Source organism: Mycobacterium sp. C31M, from assembly GCF_053345865.1.
On record NZ_JBKFAX010000011.1, the window covers coordinates 131,062 to 148,910 of the forward strand.

The 17,849-nt window shown below is 67.1% G+C and carries 19 protein-coding genes; 4 read left to right on the forward strand and 15 right to left on the reverse strand.

What is annotated here, in order from left to right:
• Positions 1 to 19 precede the first annotated feature (19 nt).
• Positions 20 to 427, forward strand: a complete 408-nt coding sequence (locus ACLBYA_RS18050) for a DoxX family protein (RefSeq protein ID WP_447710797.1) — start codon at positions 20 to 22, stop codon at positions 425 to 427.
• A gap of 30 nt (positions 428 to 457) precedes the next feature.
• On the opposite strand, the gene ACLBYA_RS18055 is transcribed toward ACLBYA_RS18050, so the two are convergent.
• The 6 genes from ACLBYA_RS18055 to ACLBYA_RS18080 form a co-directional block, all read right to left on the reverse strand.
• Complete coding sequence (locus tag ACLBYA_RS18055; RefSeq protein WP_447710798.1) at positions 458 to 2,464, reverse strand: YhgE/Pip family protein; 2,007 nt, start codon at positions 2,462 to 2,464, stop codon at positions 458 to 460.
• Positions 2,465 to 2,466: 2 nt separating this feature from the next.
• Entirely contained in the window at positions 2,467 to 3,081 is a 615-nt protein-coding gene (locus tag ACLBYA_RS18060; protein ID WP_447710799.1) for an ATP-binding cassette domain-containing protein, read from the reverse strand.
• Between the two features lie 86 nt (positions 3,082 to 3,167).
• Positions 3,168 to 4,028 (reverse strand): rhomboid family intramembrane serine protease, encoded by an 861-nt coding sequence (locus tag ACLBYA_RS18065; RefSeq protein WP_447710800.1) that lies wholly within the window; start codon positions 4,026 to 4,028, stop codon positions 3,168 to 3,170.
• 21 nt (positions 4,029 to 4,049) lie between these two features.
• Positions 4,050 to 4,439 carry a hypothetical protein gene (locus ACLBYA_RS18070; RefSeq protein WP_447710801.1) on the reverse strand — a complete coding sequence of 130 codons (390 nt, stop codon included), beginning with the start codon at positions 4,437 to 4,439 and terminating at the stop codon, positions 4,050 to 4,052.
• 39 nt (positions 4,440 to 4,478) lie between these two features.
• Positions 4,479 to 6,086 carry an AMP-binding protein gene (locus tag ACLBYA_RS18075; RefSeq protein WP_447710802.1) on the reverse strand — a complete coding sequence of 536 codons (1,608 nt, stop codon included), beginning with the start codon at positions 6,084 to 6,086 and terminating at the stop codon, positions 4,479 to 4,481.
• Positions 6,087 to 6,089: 3 nt separating this feature from the next.
• Complete coding sequence (locus ACLBYA_RS18080) at positions 6,090 to 7,775, reverse strand: AMP-binding protein (RefSeq protein WP_447710803.1); 1,686 nt, start codon at positions 7,773 to 7,775, stop codon at positions 6,090 to 6,092.
• A 58-nt stretch (positions 7,776 to 7,833) separates the two neighbouring features.
• Between ACLBYA_RS18080 and ACLBYA_RS18085 the strand changes: the two genes are divergently transcribed.
• On the forward strand, positions 7,834 to 8,649 hold the full coding sequence (locus tag ACLBYA_RS18085) for a response regulator transcription factor (RefSeq protein ID WP_447710804.1): 816 nt from the start codon (positions 7,834 to 7,836) through the stop codon (positions 8,647 to 8,649).
• Here the strand turns inward: ACLBYA_RS18085 and ACLBYA_RS18090 are convergent.
• The 6 genes from ACLBYA_RS18090 to ACLBYA_RS18115 all read right to left on the reverse strand — a co-directional run bounded on the left by ACLBYA_RS18090 (position 8,617) and on the right by ACLBYA_RS18115 (position 14,202).
• Positions 8,617 to 9,609 (reverse strand): arsenic resistance protein, encoded by a 993-nt coding sequence (locus tag ACLBYA_RS18090; RefSeq protein WP_447710805.1) that lies wholly within the window; start codon positions 9,607 to 9,609, stop codon positions 8,617 to 8,619. The two genes, ACLBYA_RS18085 and ACLBYA_RS18090, sit on opposite strands and share 33 nt — an antisense overlap.
• Positions 9,590 to 9,784, reverse strand: coding sequence for a hypothetical protein (locus ACLBYA_RS18095; RefSeq protein ID WP_447710806.1), 195 nt, complete (start codon positions 9,782 to 9,784; stop codon positions 9,590 to 9,592). Before ACLBYA_RS18095 ends, ACLBYA_RS18090 begins: the two co-directional genes overlap by 20 nt.
• Complete coding sequence (locus tag ACLBYA_RS18100; protein WP_447710807.1) at positions 9,760 to 9,924, reverse strand: MerR family DNA-binding transcriptional regulator; 165 nt, start codon at positions 9,922 to 9,924, stop codon at positions 9,760 to 9,762. Before ACLBYA_RS18100 ends, ACLBYA_RS18095 begins: the two co-directional genes overlap by 25 nt.
• A gap of 34 nt (positions 9,925 to 9,958) precedes the next feature.
• Positions 9,959 to 11,791: an ABC transporter ATP-binding protein gene (locus ACLBYA_RS18105; RefSeq protein ID WP_447710808.1), complete on the reverse strand. Its 1,833-nt coding sequence runs from the start codon at positions 11,789 to 11,791 to the stop codon at positions 9,959 to 9,961.
• Entirely contained in the window at positions 11,788 to 13,602 is a 1,815-nt protein-coding gene (locus tag ACLBYA_RS18110) for an ABC transporter ATP-binding protein (RefSeq protein ID WP_447710809.1), read from the reverse strand. Before ACLBYA_RS18110 ends, ACLBYA_RS18105 begins: the two co-directional genes overlap by 4 nt.
• A 99-nt stretch (positions 13,603 to 13,701) precedes the next feature.
• Positions 13,702 to 14,202 (reverse strand): ion transporter, encoded by a 501-nt coding sequence (locus ACLBYA_RS18115; protein WP_447710810.1) that lies wholly within the window; start codon positions 14,200 to 14,202, stop codon positions 13,702 to 13,704.
• Positions 14,203 to 14,303: 101 nt separating this feature from the next.
• On the opposite strand from ACLBYA_RS18115, the gene prrA reads away from it, so the two are divergent.
• On the forward strand, positions 14,304 to 15,017 hold the full coding sequence (gene prrA, locus ACLBYA_RS18120; RefSeq protein WP_447710896.1) for a two-component system response regulator PrrA: 714 nt from the start codon (positions 14,304 to 14,306) through the stop codon (positions 15,015 to 15,017).
• A gap of 6 nt (positions 15,018 to 15,023) precedes the next feature.
• The gene (locus ACLBYA_RS18125) at positions 15,024 to 16,382 is read left to right on the forward strand and encodes a sensor histidine kinase (RefSeq protein ID WP_447710811.1); all 1,359 of its coding nucleotides are present in this window, start codon (positions 15,024 to 15,026) and stop codon (positions 16,380 to 16,382) included.
• A 73-nt stretch (positions 16,383 to 16,455) separates the two neighbouring features.
• Here ACLBYA_RS18125 and arfB read toward each other — a convergent pair whose 3' ends face one another.
• The 3 genes from arfB to ACLBYA_RS18140 all read right to left on the reverse strand — a co-directional run bounded on the left by arfB (position 16,456) and on the right by ACLBYA_RS18140 (position 17,808).
• A complete protein-coding gene (gene arfB / locus ACLBYA_RS18130; protein ID WP_447710812.1) occupies positions 16,456 to 16,578 on the reverse strand; it encodes a channel accessory protein ArfB in 123 nt (40 codons plus the stop codon).
• Positions 16,579 to 16,585: 7 nt separating this feature from the next.
• Positions 16,586 to 17,368: a channel-forming protein ArfA/OmpATb gene (gene arfA, locus ACLBYA_RS18135; protein ID WP_447710813.1), complete on the reverse strand. Its 783-nt coding sequence runs from the start codon at positions 17,366 to 17,368 to the stop codon at positions 16,586 to 16,588.
• Positions 17,369 to 17,445: 77 nt separating this feature from the next.
• The gene (locus ACLBYA_RS18140; RefSeq protein ID WP_447710814.1) at positions 17,446 to 17,808 is read right to left on the reverse strand and encodes an FKBP-type peptidyl-prolyl cis-trans isomerase; all 363 of its coding nucleotides are present in this window, start codon (positions 17,806 to 17,808) and stop codon (positions 17,446 to 17,448) included.
• Between the last annotated feature and the right edge of the window lie 41 nt (positions 17,809 to 17,849).

The following is a 17,849-nucleotide window of genomic DNA, read 5'->3' on the forward strand; positions in this document are numbered from 1 at the left end:
GCGTGCCACCATCTGCGTCATGTCCACATCCACGATCGATACCGTCGCGAAGTTTCAGGATCCGCTGACGGCGCGAGTGCCGGTGGCACTGGGCGTCTTCCGGATTCTCGTCGGCCTGATGTACGCAATGCACGGCACCGTCAAGCTTTTCGGTTTCCCCAGCGGCTCGACGGTGGCCTTCGGGGTCTGGCCGGGCTGGTGGGCCGCCGTGTTGGAGGTGGTGTTCGGGTTGCTCATCGCGGCCGGATTCGCCACTCGGGTCTCGGCATTCATCTCCGCCGGTGTGATGGCCGTCGCTTATTTCTGGAAGCACTTCCCGGACGGCTTCTGGCCCATCGACAACGGCGGCGAGACCGCGGCGCTGTACTGCTTCATTTTCCTGGTGCTGGTGTTCACCGGGCCGGGGGCATTCGCCGCGCGGCGGTAGGCCTCCGCGAACGTACGTTCGGCGCCGATATCAGACCTCGATCGGCGGGTTCAGTCGCTCCATCGTGTACTGCCGATCACGGCGCGCCGCGTAAGAACTGACCGCCAGCGCCGCTGCCAGCAGGCCGCCGAGCACCGCGATCGCCACCACCATCCGGGAGTCGAACCCACCGGAGATGGTCTGCCGTAAACCGTTGACCGCATAAGTCATCGGGTCGAACGGGTGCAGTATCTGGAAGGGTCTTGCCGTCGTCTCGACCGGATAAATACCGCCGGCCGAAACAAGTTGCAGCATCAGGAATGCCAGCGTCACCACCCGACCGACCGACACCCCGAAGAAGGCGTTGAAGGCCTGGATGATGGCCAGGAAGGTGGCCCCGATCAACAGCAGGAACGCCACCGTCGCCAGCGGATACCTGGCTTCGAGCCCGACCCCGAAGTGCACCACCACGTACATCACCGACACCTGGCAGACCACGATCAACAGCGCGGGCCAGTAGGACGCCAGCACCACTCGCAAGGCCCCGAGGCCGTGCACGATGGGCCGGGACTGGATGGGTTTGAGCAACATCCAGATGATCAGCGCCCCGATGAACAGTGCCAGCGGCAGGAAGAACGGCGCGAAACCGGTACCGAAGGTGGCCGCCGGATTGTCGGTCTGCACCTCCAGCGAGACCGGGGCGGCCATGGTGGTGGCCACCGCGGTGCGTTGCTCGGGCGTCCAGGACGGCACCTGCGCCGAACCCTCCTTGAGCTTGCTCGCCAACTCCGCACTGCCGTCGGCCAGTTTCTGGGTTCCATCGGCGAGTTCACTTGCACCACCGGACAGCTGCCGTCCGCCGGCCGCGAGTTGCACCAGACCGCTGTTGAGCTGATGCGCACCATTGTTCAGCTGGTCGACACCGTCGCGCAGTGCCTCGACATCGTCACGCAGACCGCCGTTCAGCGCGCGGGTGATGAACACCCGAAGCTTGCTGTTCGGGTCGCCGAGCTCGCCCTCGAGCCGGGATGCGCTGTCGCGCAACCGTAGCAGCCCATCGTCGGTGGCCGGGTCGATACCGTTGGCGCGCAACAGTCGCTGCGCCCCGGCCAGCACATCACCGGCATGGCGCACCGTCGGGTCGAGATTGGTCTGCAGCATGCCGACGGCCTGGTCGACCATGGCCGCCGCGTGCACCTGGTCGATGTTCAGCGCGGCGATCCGGTCGGTGGTGGAACGCACTGCGGCGCTGAGCCGCTGGGCGAGCAACCCGACCTCGTCCGGATTGAGTTCCAGCCCACCGACCCGGTCCAGCATCTCCAGCAGCGGGCCGGTCGCGGTGTCCACCTTGGATGCCAACTGCTGGGTGCCGGCCATCAGCTGTGCCGACCCGTCCCGGGCGGTGACCAGTCCGGTGGTCAGTTCCCCGGTTCCGGTGGCCAATTGCTGGGCACCGTCATTGGCCTGGGCATTGCCGGTGGCCAACTGCTGGGCGCCGTTTGCGGCCTGCACCAGCCCGTCACCGGCGTCGGTCAGTCCGGTGAGCACGGTGCTCAGGGTCTGCTCGCCGATGCTGGCGTTGACCTGGTTGATTACCTCACGGGCGGCGTTCTGCCCGATGATCGAGCCCAGGTAGTTGTTGGCGTCGTTGAATTTGAAGTCGATCTGCGCCTGCTGCGGCGACCCGCCCGACGGTGAGGCGATATCGGCGCTGAAGTCCTTCGGCAGCGTCACGGTGAAGTAGAACCTGCCACTGCTCAGGCCGGCGGCGGCCTCGTCGGCCGAAACCCGATGCAGCTGCAGCTGTCCCGACTCGATCAGCGCGTCGGCAACCTGGGTTCCCGCGTCCAGGCGTTTCCCGTCGACTTCGGTGCCGGTGTCCTCGTTGACCAGGGCGACCGGCACCTTGTTCACCGCGTCGAACGGATTCCAGAACGCCCACAGGTACATCGCGCCGTACAGCAGCGGCATCAGCACCACCGTCACCAACGCGATGCGCGGCATCGCGCCCCGGGAGAAACGTTTCAGGTCGGTGCCCAATGACATTCCGGCCAGCATGGCTACTCACTCACTTTCGAGTCGACGGGCAGGGAACGCACGCCGGCGACGGGATTGGCGGACGCGGTGATGACGGTCTGCTGCTCGCCGAGAGCGATCAGCCGGTCCAGCACGACGGCGCGGTTGCCGTAGTCGGTGATGCGGTCGAGATCGCCGACCACCAGTAGCGGCGGTGTGCCGGTATTCGCCAGCGCGATCCGCAGTAGCACCTGGGCCAGTTCGCCGATCTGGTCGAAATATGCACCCAGGTCCGGCAGCGGGGTGTCCCCGAAGGTGCTCGCGCAGACGGCGGCGAGATCGGTCTCGGTGGCCTTGCCGATGAACCGGTACCAGGGGGCATCCCAGCGCCGCAGCTCGGTCACCAGATCGCGCACCGTCACTGATTCGGCGATCTTGTCGAGCGCGTCGATGTTCGCCAGTGCCGTGTTCGCGAAGATCTTGCGTGCATCGTTGTCACCGAAGGCTGTGACAGTGCCCGATTCCGGTCGCATCCGGCCGGCGAGGGTGAGCAGCAGCGCGGTGCGGCCGGTACCCGCCGGGTGGATAAGAGCGGTGACACCACCGGCGTCCACATCCAGATCGATCGGACCGTACACCGGCCCCCACGGGCCCTTCACACGAATGGCCCGGGCGACGACGGCAGATTCAGCTCGCGGCGGTGTTATTGCATTCGGAACTGACACCGACCAATCTCAGCACAGAGTCAGCCCAGGTGTAGGTAGCCGCCGAACATCGACAACAAGTCCGATGTCCGCCACACGATGAGTCCCGCGAACACCACGAGTAGACCGACCGCGACCGCGGCCTGCACCAGATTGCGGTGTGCCCGCGGGGCGTAGACGAATCCGGCCGCCACCAGGCCGCCGGCGATCAGGCCGCCGAGGTGGCCCTGCCAGCTGATGGCGCCCGCGCCGATCAGTGGCGCGGCGAAGGTGAACACCACGTTGAGCGCGATCAGGCCGATGACCCACTTCACGTCGAGGTTGAGCCGACGCGACACCACGAACACGGCACCGAACAACCCGAACACCGCACCCGAGGCACCGGCGGTCGCGGTGTTCAGCGGGGAGATCAGATACACCAGCACCGAACCGCCGAGCGCGCTCAGCCCGTAGAGCGCCCCGAACCGCACCCGACCCAGCAACCGTTCCAGCGAGGGGCCGATGATGTACAGCGCGTACATGTTGAAGAGGATGTGCGCGATGCCGTAGTGCAGGAAGGCCGAGGTCACCAGCCGGTAGTACTGGCCGTCGGCGACCGCGGGCGGCCACAGCGTCAGTTCGTTCTCGAATCGGCCGGAGGCCATCTGCAGCACGAACATGATGACGTTCACCGCGATCAACCCATAGGTGATCACCGGTTTGTCCCCGGCGACCTTGCCGCCGAAGCGGCCCTGCACGGGACGCACGGTGGCCGCGCCGGCCGACACACACTCCGGGCACTGGTGGCCCACCGACGCCGACTGCATACAGTCCCCGCAGATATAGCGCCCGCAGCGGGTGCACGCGACGTACGACTGGCGGCCGGGATGGCGGTAACAGACCGGGGCCTGCGGAGGCGTCATGACACCATTCTGTCGGATCGCTCAGACCAGGTCGGCGGCCCGTCGTCTGGTCGCGACGAAGAGCACGACAGCGGCGATGGTGGCCTCGGCCAGCGCGACCGTCGTCGCCACCCCCATCAGCGCGCTCACGGGTTCGGCCTGCAGCATCGGCGCGCCGTGCTGATGGTCGGGCACCGACCAGTGCGCCCCGACCATCGCCAGGCTCATCACCGCCACCACACACCAGGTCCGTAGCGAGCCACCGCGCCACAGCTCGTAGCCGCAGTACAGGCACATCAGCGCCATCGCGGTGATCAGCGCCCCCAGAACGATGTGCCCGGCGTGGCCGAGCATCGCCAGGTGCAACGCCGCCGAGGTCGCCGCCAGCACCGCGCACAACCGCCGGCCGAGGACGGCGGACGCGGCGGACATACCCGATTTTCCCACCGCCGGGCCGACGGCGCAGCGGAACTACAGCCCCAGGATCGTCACGCTCTCCTCGCGCATCTGCACTTTGCGGATCTTGCCGGTGACGGTCATCGGGAAGCCGTCGGTGATGTGCACGTAGCGCGGGATCTTGTACCGGGCCAGCTTGCCCTCGGCGAACGCGCGCAGCCCCTCGGCGTCCAGCGGTTCGGCGCCGGGCTTCATCTTGATCCAGGCGCAGATCTCTTCGCCGTACTTGGCGTCCGGCACGCCGATCACCTGGGCGTCCTCGACACCGGGATGGGTGTAGAGGAATTCCTCGATCTCCCTTGGGTATACGTTCTCGCCACCGCGGATCACCATGTCCTTGATCCGGCCGACGATGGTGCAGTAGCCGTCCTCGCGCATGACCGCGAGATCCCCGGTGTGCATCCAGCCGTCCCCGTCGATGGCCTCGGCGGTCTTGTCGGGGTCCTCCCAGTACCCGAGCATCACCGAGTACCCCCGGGTGCAGAACTCGCCGGGCTCACCGCGCGGCACGACCGACCCGGTGTTCGGGTCGATGATCTTGACCTCGACGTGCGGGTGGGCGCGGCCGATGGTCGCGGTGCGGCGCTCCAGATCGTCGTCGTGCAGTGTCTGACACGACACGGGGGAGGTCTCGGTCATGCCGTAGGCGATGGCCACCTCGGCCATGTGCATCTCGTTGATGCAGCGCTTCATCACCTCGATCGGGCAGACCGCGCCGGCCATGATCCCGGTCCGCAGGCTGGACAGGTCGCGGTCGGGGAAGCTCGGATGGTTCTGCATGGCGATGAACATGGTCGGCACCCCGTAGACGCCGGTACAACGTTCGGCCTCGATGGTTTCCAGGGTGATGCCGGGATCGAAGCCGGGTGCCGGGATCACCATGGTGACGCCGTGGGTGGTGCAGCCCAGGTTGCCCATCACCATGCCGAAGCAGTGGTAGAACGGCACCGGGATGCACAGCCGGTCACCGGGTTTCAGGTTGATACCCTCGGTGACGAAGTAGCCGTTGTTCAGGATGTTGCGATGTGACAGCGTCGCGCCCTTGGGGAACCCGGTGGTGCCCGAGGTGTATTGGATGTTGATCGGGTCGGTATTGGCGAGCGTCTGCTGCCGTTCCGCCAAGGCTTCCGGTGCCACCGCCGCGGCGCGCAGCGCGTCCCAGTCGTCGGTGCCCAGGAAGATCACCTCGGTCAACCCCGATGCGTCCGGCTTCACCTCTTCGACCATCGCGACATAGTCGCTGGTCTTGAAATCCGTTGCCGAGATCAGCATCCGAATACCGGACTGGTTGAGCACATAGGCCAGCTCATGGGTGCGGTAGGCGGGGTTGATGTTGACCAGGATCGCGCCGATCTTGGCGGTCGCGTACTGCACGATCGTCCACTCGGCCCGGTTGGGTGACCAGATGCCGACCCGGTCACCCTTGTTGATCCCGCGACCGATGAGACCCCGCGCCACCACGTTGATCTCGTCATCGAGCTCGCGGTAGGTCCACCGCTTGTTCTGCGCGACGTCGACGAGCGCCTCGATATCCGGGTGGGCCGCGACGGTGCGTTCGAAGTTGGCACCGATTGTGTCGCCCAGAATGGGCACATCGGTCGGGCCGGCGTCATAGCTGTCCATCGCCTAATCCACCAGATCCTCGTAACGGTGCTCGGTGTCGATCGGGGTGCCCGACCCGTAGGCCTCATCCTCGCGCTTGCGCAGTTCGACCCGCCGGATCTTGCCCGAGATGGTCTTTGGCAGCTCGAAGAACTCGACGCGGCGCACCTTCAGATACGGCGCCAGATGATCACGGGCGTATTCCATGATCGCCCTGGCTGTTTCGGCGTCGGCGGCCCAACCCTGCGCCAGCGTGACGTACGCCTTCGGGATGGCCAACCGGGTGTCATGCGGTTGCGGGACAATGGCGGCCTCGACGACGGCCGGGTGCTCGATGAGCACACTCTCCAGTTCGAACGGGGACACCTTGTAGTCACTGGATTTGAACACGTCATCGGTGCGGCCGATGTAGGTGATGTAGCCGTCCACGTCGCGGCTGGCGACATCGCCGGTGTGGTAGTAACCGCCCGACATCACCGCGTCATTACGTTTCGGGTCACCGAGATAGCCGGTCATCAGGTTCAGCGGTCGGGTTCTCAGGTCCAGACAGATCTCCCCCTCGTCGGCGAGTTCCCCGGTCAGCGGATCCACCAGTACCACCGGCACACCGGGCATCGGCCGGCCCATGGAGCCCGCCTTGACCGGCTGGCCAGGGGTGTTGCCCACCTGCAGGGTGGTCTCGGTCTGCCCGAACCCGTCCCGAATGGTCAGCCCCCAGGCCCGCTCCACCGCGGAGATGACCTCCGGGTTCAACGGCTCACCGGCGCCCAGGATCTCGCGCAGCCCTTCAGGTTTGGCGCCGAGGTCGGCCTGGATCAGCATCCGCCACACCGTCGGCGGCGCACAGAACGTATTGACGCCGGCGCGCCGGATCTGGCCGAGCAGCGCGGTGGCGTCGAAACGGCTGTAGTTGTAGACGAAGATGGTCGCCTCGGCGATCCACGGGGCGAAGAAACAGCTCCATGCATGCTTGGCCCACCCCGGTGAGCTGATCGCCAAGTGCACATCGCCGGGCGTCACCCCGATCCAGGCCATCGTCGACATGTGCCCGACGGGGTAGGACACCTGGGAATGCTCCACGAGCTTGGGCTTGCTGGTGGTGCCGGAGGTGAAGTACACCAGCAGCGGGTCGTCGGTCGCGGTGACGGTCTCAAACGTCCCGGGTGCGACGTCGTAGGCGTCGGCGTAGCGGTGCCAGCCCGGTGTGTCACCGACCGAGATCCGGATGTACTCGCCCGGCACCTCTTCGAACTTGGGGGCGTCGGCGGCGTTGGCGATGACGAACCGGGCCCCGCCACGGCCGATCCGGTCGGCCAGGTCCGCCGACCCGAGTGCCCCGGTGGTCGGCATGACCACCGCCCCCAGCTTTGCGACGGCCAACATGGCCTCCCACAGTTCGACCTGGTTGCCGAGCATGACGAGAACCCGCTGGCCCTTCCGCACACCGAGACCTTTGAGCCAGGTCGCGACCCGGTCCGAGCGCTGCGCCATCTCCGCGAAGCTGACCTTGGTCTCACTGCCGTCCTGCTCGACGATCCACAGCGCGGTGCGATCGTTACCGGCCGCGATGACGTCGAACCAGTCGATCGCCCAGTTGAACGAGCCCTCGATATGCGGCCACTCGAAGCTGGCCTGCGCCTTGTCATAGTCGCTGATCACGGCCACCAGCTGGTCGCGGGCGGCACGGTAGCGATCGGTGTTGTTGCTCATGCAGACTAGGATCTACGTCACACTTACCCACCCGCTACCCCCGAAAGAGGGGACACCCGTGCAGGCACTGCTGCGGCCCCGCGACACCGATGTCGTTCGTGCCGAGCTGCGCCGGGTGGCCACCGAGGGCGGTGTGCCGGTGTTGTTCGGCGGTGAGGTGCACGGCGACGCGCTGCTGCTCACCGAGTTCGTCGGCACCCGGACGGCCGGGCTGCGCGGCCTGGTGGTGCGCTCGTCCTCGGGGTTGGGCGGGGCCAGCATGGTCGCCGGCCGACCGCTGGCGGTGTCGGACTACCGCAACGCGGCCTCCATCACCCACGACTACGACACCCCGGTGCTCACCGAGGGCATCCAGTCGGTGCTGGCCGTTCCCGTCGTGATCGACGGGGTGCCGCGGGCGATGCTCTACGGTGCCTACCGCTCCGGTGCGCCGTTCGGTGGACAGGCCGCGGACTTGATGGTGGGCTCGGCGCGGCGGCTGGCCACCGAGCTCCGCATCCGCGACGAGGTGGACCGCCGGCTGCGGTTGCGCGAGGCGCAGCTGACCGGCGGGGCGAACCCGGAGACGGTCCGCGAGGTATATGCCGGGCTGCGCACGCTGGCCGCCCGGTCCGACGCCGATACCGGCGCCGAACTGAACCGGCTGGCCGAACTGCTGGCCAAGCCCGAGGTCTCAGAGCTGCAGCTGACCCCGCGCGAGCTCGACGTGCTGGCCCAGATCGCGCTGGGTTGCACCAATGCCGAAGCTGCCGAGCGGCTTTCGCTCAGGCCGGAGACGGTAAAGAGCTATCTGCGCAGTGCCGCAACAAAACTGGGCACCCACAGCCGCCACGAAGCGGTGTCACGGGCCCGGCGGGCCGGCCTGCTGCCCTGAGTCCGGTGCCAACCGCGGCACCAGCCGGACGTAGATCACCATCCCGACCAGCTCGACCAACGTCTGTGTCACCACGATGACGGGCGTGATCGCATACGCCTCGGGCAGCTCCAACGCCAGCGGGAGCACCACCAACGAATTACGGGTCGCCCCGGAGAAGATCAGCGCCCGGGCCCGGCCGGCGTCCAGTCGCAGCAGCCGCGAAACAAGCACACCGACAAGACCCATCACCAGCAGGAACCCGGCGTAGATCGGCACCACCCGCAGCACCTGATCGGTCCGATCACTGATCCTCGGGAACTGACTGGCCACCACCACGAACAGCGTCGCGGCCATCAGCGGCACCATCGCCGCCGTCATCGCCGAGGTGATGGCCGCACCGCTGCGGTGCCGACCCGACAGCGCCTCGGTGGCCCAGGCCAACCCGAGAGGCAGCACGATCAGGATCAGAAACGCCTCCAGGAAGGGCCCGATCTCGGCGATGTCAGCCAGCTCGGCGCCGACGAACAGCCACAGGTACACCGGTAGCAGGGCCATCTGGGCCAGCATCAGCAGCGGCGCCGCGGCCAGCAGGCGTTGACTGTCCCCGCCCGCCAGACCGCTGAACACGATGACGTAGTCGATGCACGGGGTCAGCAGCGTGAGCAGCACGCCCAGCAGGACCGCCTGCGGTAGCGGCAGCAGCAATGTCAGCGCGGCCACCACCAGCGGCACGATGACGAAGTTGACGACGAGCACCGCGCCCAGGAACCGGCCGTCCCGGAAGGCCGCGGTGAGCTTGGTGAACGGCACCTGCAGAAACGTGGCGTACAACAGCGCACCCAGCACCGGGTAGATCGTGGCTTCCCAGATCGACCCGCCGGACGGCCACAGCAGCCCCACCCCGGCGCCGACGACGAGCGCGCCGAGATAGATGGCGATCTGGTGGTGTTCGAGTTTGTCAGTCAACGAGCTGGGCATGGTGCCTTTCACTCAGGAAGGTGCAGCCGGGATCGCAGGGTGTGGACCGGTCCGGCAGGTCGTCGAGCTGAGACAGCGCCGCCTGCAGGGAATCCGCGAACTCGCGCAGCGCGGCGATCCGGGCGGTGACATCGTCGAGCCGGCGGGCCATCATCGGTCGGATCCGGCCGCGCACATCGACTCAGGTTCGTCATAGATGCGGTAGCCGGCCGCGGTCCGCCCAGCCCGCAACAGCCCGGCGGATTCGTAATAGCGCAGCGTCGTCGCCGGCACACCACTGCGCGCGGCGAGCTGCGAGATCCGCATGTCGGTCATCCGGTGACCCTAAACCTTCGAGTCCACTCGAAGGTCAAGCCAGCGAGTCCACCCACGCCTGATGCAGCCCGGCGAACCGCCCGCCCGCGTCGATCAACGCATCCGGGGCGCCGTCCTCGATGACCTCGCCGTGTTCGAGCACCAGCACCCGGTCCGCGCTCAACACCGTCGAGAGCCGGTGCGCGATGACGATCGCGGTGCGCTCGGCCAGCACCGTGGTCATCGCCCGCTGCACCAGCCGCTCGCTCGGGATGTCCAGCGACGAGGTGGCCTCGTCCAGGATCAGCACCGCCGGGTCGGCCAGGAACGCCCGGGCGAACGCGATCAACTGGCGCTGCCCGGCCGACAGCCGTCCACCGCGTTTGGCCACATCGGTGTCGAACCCGTCGGGCAGCGCGGCGATGAACCGGTCAGCGCCCACCGCCGCCGCGGCCGCGTGCACCTCGGCATCCGACGCCGAGGGCTTACCGAAGCGGATGTTGTCAGCGACGGTGCCCTCGAACATCACGTTCTCCTGCGTCACCATCACCACGTAGTGGCGCAGCTCGGTCTGAGCCACCTCGCGCAGATCGGTACCGTCCAGCGTCACCGTCCCGGCGACCGGGTCGTAGAACCGGGCCACCAGCTTGGCGATGGTCGTCTTACCGGCACCGGTGGTGCCGACCAGCGCCACCGTCTGGCCGGCCGGAATGTCCAGGGTCAGCCCGGGCAGCACCGGCCGGTCCGGCACATAGGAGAACCGGACGTCGTGAAAACCGATGGCGCCGTGCACCGTTCCCAACGGTGTGGGCTGTTCGGGGTCCTTGATCCCCGGCTCCTCGGCAAGCACACCGGCGATCTTCTCCAGCGCGGCCGATGCGGACTGGAAGGTGTTGAAGAACTGCGAGATCTCCTGCATCGGTTCGAAGAAGATGCGCAGGTACAGCAGGAACGCGGTCAGCGTGCCGAGCGTCATCTGGTCCTGGAGCACCAGGTAACCGCCGTATAGCAGCACCACTCCGGTGGCGATATTGCCGACCAGGCGCACCGCCGGCATGAAGATCGCCAGCAGTTTGAAGGCCCGCTCGTTGATGTTCTTGTAGCGGTCGGCGACGTCCTCGAAGATCTCCTGGTTACGCGGTTCGCGCCGGTAGGCCTGCACGGCCTTGATCCCGGTCATGGTCTCGACGAACTGCACGATGACCAGTGCCGCCGCCTCGCGCACCTTCAGATACGTCTTCGACGATTCGGTACGGAACCACCAGACCAGCGCGACCAGCACCGGGAACACACACAGCACCGTCAGCCCGAGGCGCCAGTCGAGCACCACCAGCAGCACGGCGGTGCCGAACATCGTCAGCACGGCGGTGATCAGCCCGTCGAACCCGGTGGCCAGCATGTCCTGGATGGCGTCGACATCGTTGGTGGACCGGGCCACCACCCGACCCGAGGTGTAACGGTCGTGGAAGGCGACATCGAGGCGCTGGAAATGCCGGAACAGCCTGCGGCGCAACTCCATCAGCACCTGCTGGCCGATCCGGCCGGCCCGGCGCAGGAAGTACATCCGGCTGGTCGCCTGCAGCGCCACCACCGCGCACAGCGCGGTCAGGACGGTGATCAGCGCCCCGGCACCGGCACCGTCGACGATGGGCGGGATGCCGTGGTCGATACCGCGTTGCACCAGCAGCGGCACCGACAGTCGGGCGGCATTCTCGATGACCACGATGACCGCGAGCACCGCGATGGCGCGCTTGTACGGGCGCAGCAGCGAGCCGAGCAGTGACCGCGCCTCGCGCCGGCGCGAGATCGACTCGTCGATGGGCAGGTTCTCGTCATCGGCGGCGACCGCCTGACCCCGCCAGTCGGTGTTGCCCTCAGGTTTACTCATTGTTCGGCCCCCACGAAGTCCTCGTCGGCGGCCAGCAGGTACCGATACTCCGGCACCTCGGCGAGCATGTCGGTGTGGGTGCCCACGTGGGTTATGGTCCCGTTCTCCAGCAGCGCGACCCGGTCGGCGAGCAGCACCGTGGAGGCACGGTGGGCCACCACGACACCGGTGACATCGCGCAGTACCCGGCCCAACGCCTCGGTGACCTCGGCTTCGGTATGCACGTCCAGCGCCGAGAGGGTGTCGTCGAGCACCAGGATGCGCGGCGCGGCGATGATGGCGCGGGCCAGCGAAAGTCGTTGCCGCTGACCACCGGACAGGCTCATCCCCTGCTCGCCGATCCGGGTGTCCAGGCCGAACGGCAGGTCGTAGACAAAATCCGCCGCCGCGACACCGATGGCCTCGGACAGCCGCTCGCTGGACGCATCGGGCGCACCGAGCCGCAGGTTCTCGGCCACAGACATGGAGAACAGCGTCGGATCCTCGAAGGCGGTCGCCACGGCCTGGCGCAGCGCGGGCAGCGACAGCTCGCGGATATCGGTGCCGTCGAGCAGGATCGCGCCCTCGGTGACATCGTGCAGGCGGGAAAGCAGCGCGGCCAGCACCGACTTGCCCGAACCCGTCGCACCGACCAGCGCGACCGTCTCACCCGGTTCGACCGTCAGGTTCACATGGCGCAAAGCCCAATTGTTCGGCTCGCCGGACGGCGCCAATCCGCCGCTGTCCGGGAATCGGAACCCGACGTCGACGAGTTCCAGCCGCCCGCCATGGGGCGGTTCGGCAACCGGCCCGTCGATGATCGGGCGGTCGGCGTCGAAGATCTCGGCGACCCGGTTGGCCGCCGTCATCGACTCCTGGGTCATCGACAACAAAAAGCCCAGCGAGGCGATCGGCCACACCAGCGACAGCATCATCGTGATGAATGCGACCAGGGTGCCCATGGTGACCAGGTCGTTGCCCGCGGCGTAGGCGCCGACACCCAGCACGATGATCAACGTGACGTTGGGGATGACCTCCAGCAGCGTCCAGAACTTCGCCGACACCCCGACCTTGCGGATCTCGGTGTCATACAGCCCGGTGACCCGCTCGTCGAACTTCGCGTAGGAGTAGTCCTCACGCCCGAAGGCCTTGATGACGCGCATACCGAGCGCGGATTCCTCGACATGGGTGGCGACATTGCCCGCCTGGTCCTGGGACTGCCGCGACAGCCGGGTGAACTGCCGCTGGAAGTGCAGCACCGTCGCGGTGATCGGGATGATCGACACGACCACGACGACACCCAGCGGCCAGTACATCGACAGCAGCAGCGCAGTCACCACGATGATCTGCACGACGTTGAGCATCAGGAACAGCAGCCCGAAGGACAGGAACTGCCGGATGGCACTCAAGTCGTTCATGACACGGCTGAGCAGCTGACCGGACTGCCAGTTTCCGTGGAAGGACATCGGCAGGATCTGCAGCCGGGCGTAGAGGTCCTTACGGATATCGGCCTCGACGCCCATGGTGGCGCGCGCCACCAGCCAGCGCCGGATGAACCACAACACGGCCTCGGCGACCAGCAGCGACATGGCCGCCAACCCCAGCGTCCACAGACCCGAGACGTTGCGGTCGGTGATGGGGCCGTCGATGACAGCCTTGGTGAGCAGCGGGATCGACACCGTGGCGCCCAGGCTCGCGAACGCCGCCACGACCATCGCGATCCAGCGCATCCGGTACGGCTTGAGATACGGCAGCAGCCGCAGAATGTCAGATGACGACCTGATCCGACGCGGAGGTGGGGCGATCGCCGGTTCCGATCTGAATCCCTGCATGCGCAACCACCTCCTCCCCCAACCCATCTTCGGTTCTAACGCATGGCACCGACAACTGGTTTAACCGGCGCCACGCCACCGTAAAACCTCAACAATGATTCAGGTCAACTCGATTCCCGGCCGGTCACCGGTCGTTGCGATGGACCGGGCATCCTCCATGGAGTTGAGCACGATGCCGATGGACGGGTTGAAGATCAGGAAGCTGGCCAGCACGGCGTAGGAGACGAAGAACACCATCGTCCACGGCGAGATCTCCATGCCCATCGCGGTGTTGTCCGGCAGATTCTCCAGCGTCAGCATCAGGAACATCGTCAGCATCGCGACCCCGGTGTTCCCGTAGATGTAGATCAGCAGCAGTGTGCCCATCGCCGGCGAGGTGACCACCACCAGGAAATCGAAGATGTTCCAGCCGTCGCGCACGAACACCCGAAGATTCCAGCCACACGCGGTGATCCGGATCAGCAGCTCCACGACGTAGATGCCGATGACGACGTTGTTCAGGGTGCCGAACAGACCGTGATGCGCGCTCGACAGCGATGCGAAAGTCATCATCACGATGCCGAAGACCGGGTTGGCGACCAGCGCCTTGGCCCTTGCCACCAGGGCCGGAGTCGAATTCCCCGTATGTATCCAGCACGCTCGGATGACTCCGCAGCGCCGACTGCCCGGCCTCCCCCAGCCGTGGACCACGATCAGGCAGTATTGGCGGCATGGAAAGTGGTGCCTCGACCTCGCCTCGGGTCCTCGTCGTCGACGACGACCCCGACGTACTCGCATCGCTGGAACGCGGGCTGCGACTGTCTGGGTTCGAGGTGTCCACCGCCGTCGACGGGGCCGAGGCCCTGCGCAGCGCTACCGAGACCCGCCCGGACGCGATCGTCCTGGACATCAACATGCCGGTGCTCGACGGAGTGAGCGTCGTGACCGCGCTCCGCGCGATGGACAACGATGTCCCGGTCTGCGTGCTGTCGGCTCGCACCAGCGTCGACGACCGGGTCGCCGGTCTGGAGGCCGGCGCCGACGACTACCTGGTCAAGCCTTTCGTGCTGCAGGAGCTGGTAGCCCGGGTCAAGGCGCTGCTGCGCCGCCGCGGGTCGACGGCCACGTTCTCCTCGGAGACCATCCAGGTCGGCCCGCTGGAGGTCGACATCCCCGGCCGGCGTGCCCGCGTCAACGGCACCGACGTGGATCTGACCAAGCGCGAGTTCGATCTGCTCGCGGTGCTCGCCGAGCACAAGACGGCGGTGCTGTCCCGGGCCCAGCTGCTGGAGCTGGTGTGGGGTTATGACTTCGCCGCCGATACCAACGTCGTCGACGTGTTCATCGGCTATCTGCGCCGCAAGCTGGAGGCCGGTGGCGCGCCCCGACTGCTGCACACCGTGCGTGGCGTGGGCTTCGTGCTGCGGACCCAGTAGCCGCACGTGGATCTCAACGATCGGCTGTACCGGGCGCTGGGCCTGCCCAAGCGCATCCTGTCGCTGCGCACCATCGTCGTCGTGGCCGCGCTCGGGGTGGTCGCCGTGGTGGTCGTCATCGGCACCTGGGTGTGGATCGGCATCACCAACGAGCAGTACAGCCAGCTGGACCGCCGGCTCGACTCGATCAGCGGCCTCGGCGATGTCAGCACCCTGCTCTCCGACGCCATGCGCAACGACGAGGATGCACCGGTGCTCGATCCGGATCTGGTGCGCACCGCACGTTTCGGTGGCACCACGGTGTCGGTCCCGGCCGATGTCGTGCTGCCCGAGTTCCCGGTCGGTTTCGAGACCACCACCATCAACGGTGTCGAGTACCGGGTCCGCACCTTCACCGCCGGGCAGGCCTCGATCGCGCTGGGTTCCACACTCACCGATACCGAACGCCAGATCGACAATCAACATCGCCGGGTGCTGCTGATCTGCGGCGGTGTCATCGGCGGCACCCTGGTTGTCGGCTGGATCATCTCCGCGGTGATGATCACCCCGTTCCGCCGGCTGGCCCAGCAGGCCCGCGCCATCAACGCCCAGTCCAACCCGGACGAGGTGAACGTGCGTGGTGTCTGGGAGGCCAGCGAGATCGGCGAGGCCGTCGAGGGCATGCTGGCCCGCATCGGCGACGAGCAGCAACGCACCAAGGCGGCGCTGGAATCGGCCCGCGATTTCGCTGCGGTGGCCTCCCATGAGCTGCGCACCCCGCTGACCGCGATGCGGACCAATCTGGAGGTGCTGGCCACCCTGGACATGCCCGAGGAGCAGCGCACCGAGGTCCTCGGCGATGTCATCCGCACGCAGTCCCGGATCGAGGCCACCCTCTCGGCGCTGGAGCGCCTGGCCCAGGGGCAGCTGTCGACCTCCGATGACCATGCGCCCGTCGACCTCACCGATCTGTTGGACCGGGCCGCCCATGACGCCATGCGGGTCTACCCGGAGCTGGATGTCTCGCTGGTGCCGGCACCGTCGGTGCTGATCCTCGGCTTGGCCGCCGGCCTGCGACTCGCGGTCGACAATGCGATCGCCAACGCCGTCAAACACGGGGACGCCAGCCGGGTCCAGTTGTCGGCGGTCAGCTCGCGAGAGGGTGTCGAGATCGCGGTCGACGATGACGGCTGCGGCATCCCGGAGGAGGAGCGCACCAAGGTGTTCGAGCGGTTCTCCCGCGGCTCGACAGCGGGCACCTCGGGTTCCGGCCTGGGCCTGGCCCTGGTGGCGCAGCAGGCCGAACTGCACGGTGGCACCGCCTCTTTGGAGGAGAGCCCACTGGGCGGCACCCGGCTGTTGTTACGGCTGCCCGGCCCGCACTAGGGGGCTCGGCGCACGGTGAGGACGACCGTGCACACGATGCCCAGCAGGAACGCCAGGAGCAGCAACCAGATGTTCACTGTCGCTCCGTCTTCTCACCCGACCGCGCCGGGATCAGCAGGACCGTCGCACCCCACGCCACCGCCGACCCGAGGACGAAGGCGAGCAGGTAGCCGAACCACTGCATGATGAAATCCACGTACACCTCAGCTCACGGTGATCTCGATGATGGCGACCCCGCCGCCCTGGGCGGTCACCCGATCGGCCGCGACACCGTTGGAGATCAGGGCGTCGGCAACCGCATTCGCACCGGTGACACTGGCACCGGTGATTTGCACCCGCGCCTGCGGGCAGGCGTTCAGCTCGCCGGCGATCTCCGCGACCAACGGACCCGCCCCGACCGCGACCGTCGCACCACCGGTGTCGAACTCGATCGGTACCCGTAGCAGTTCGGTGACATCCCGCTGCAGCGTCGCGCATTCACCGGTCAGCGCCGACGGCGCCGCCGGATTCGCCGACAGCACGGCAATATCGTTCAACACGTTCAGATCCGGCCACGCCGAACGCACCGCCTGCTCCAACCGGATGCTCGCCTCCTCCGAGGTTGCGGTGCCGAACAGCGTCACGGTGTCACCCTCGATGCTGAACCCGAAGTCGGACAACGCCTCCCCCGCCTCCAGCACACCGTCCAAGCCGGTCAGATCGGCCGCGGTGACCCCGGCGATCGGGGTCAGCTGGGCGAGCACCGTCGTCCCGGGCAGTAGCGTCCGGGTCCGGTCCAGAGCAAACGCCACCGAGGCCGGATCGGGCAACTGACCGGACAGGATGACGTCATTACCCTTGCGTCGCAACGAGAACGGCGCCAAGTTCGCGTCGGGTACGGTATCCGCGCCGCTTGTCGTGACGGAGCTGCTGATCGGCGGCAGAGCCTGCTCGGCATCGTCCGACGCTCCACCGAACCAACCGACCAGGGCGATCAGCAGCGGCACCGCGAGCAGCGCCGCCAGCCAGCCGGCACCAGGCGGGCGCCGGTACAGGCGCGCCGCCGGAGCCGACGTCGAGGTGCTCAGCGGGCGCCGAGCAGATCGATGACGAAGATGAGTGTCTTGCCGGACAGCCGGTGTCCGCCACCGGCCGGGCCGTAGGCCTGCTCGGGCGGGATGGTGAGCTTGCGCCGGCCGCCTACCTTCATGCCCGGGATACCGTCCTGCCAGCCCTGGATCAGGCCGCGCAGCGGGAACTCGATGGACTCACCGCGATTCCACGAGCTGTCGAACTCCTCACCGGTGTCGTATTCGACGCCGACGTAGTGCACCTCGACGACGCCGCCCGGCACCGCCTCGGCACCGTCACCGACGGTGATGTCCTCGATGGCCAGCTCGGTCGGTGCCGGGCCGTCCGGAAATTCAATCTCAGGTTTCGTTGCCACGGTTTCTCACCGTAGTCGGGCAGACTGCATTTGTGGCTCCG

Bases quoted from the DNA above. Each gene is read 5' to 3' on its own strand.
- ACLBYA_RS18050 (WP_447710797.1), top strand. From the start codon at position 20: ATGTCCACATCCACGATCGATACCGTCGCGAAGTTTCAGGATCCGCTG.
- ACLBYA_RS18055 (WP_447710798.1), bottom strand. From the start codon at position 2,464: ATGCTGGCCGGAATGTCATTGGGCACCGACCTGAAACGTTTCTCCCGG.
- ACLBYA_RS18065 (WP_447710800.1), bottom strand. From the start codon at position 4,028: ATGACGCCTCCGCAGGCCCCGGTCTGTTACCGCCATCCCGGCCGCCAG.
- ACLBYA_RS18070 (WP_447710801.1), bottom strand. From the start codon at position 4,439: ATGTCCGCCGCGTCCGCCGTCCTCGGCCGGCGGTTGTGCGCGGTGCTG.
- ACLBYA_RS18075 (WP_447710802.1), bottom strand. From the start codon at position 6,086: ATGGACAGCTATGACGCCGGCCCGACCGATGTGCCCATTCTGGGCGAC.
- ACLBYA_RS18080 (WP_447710803.1), bottom strand. From the start codon at position 7,775: ATGAGCAACAACACCGATCGCTACCGTGCCGCCCGCGACCAGCTGGTG.
- ACLBYA_RS18090 (WP_447710805.1), bottom strand. From the start codon at position 9,609: ATGCCCAGCTCGTTGACTGACAAACTCGAACACCACCAGATCGCCATC.
- ACLBYA_RS18100 (WP_447710807.1), bottom strand. From the start codon at position 9,924: ATGACCGACATGCGGATCTCGCAGCTCGCCGCGCGCAGTGGTGTGCCG.
- ACLBYA_RS18105 (WP_447710808.1), bottom strand. From the start codon at position 11,791: ATGAGTAAACCTGAGGGCAACACCGACTGGCGGGGTCAGGCGGTCGCC.
- ACLBYA_RS18110 (WP_447710809.1), bottom strand. From the start codon at position 13,602: ATGCAGGGATTCAGATCGGAACCGGCGATCGCCCCACCTCCGCGTCGG.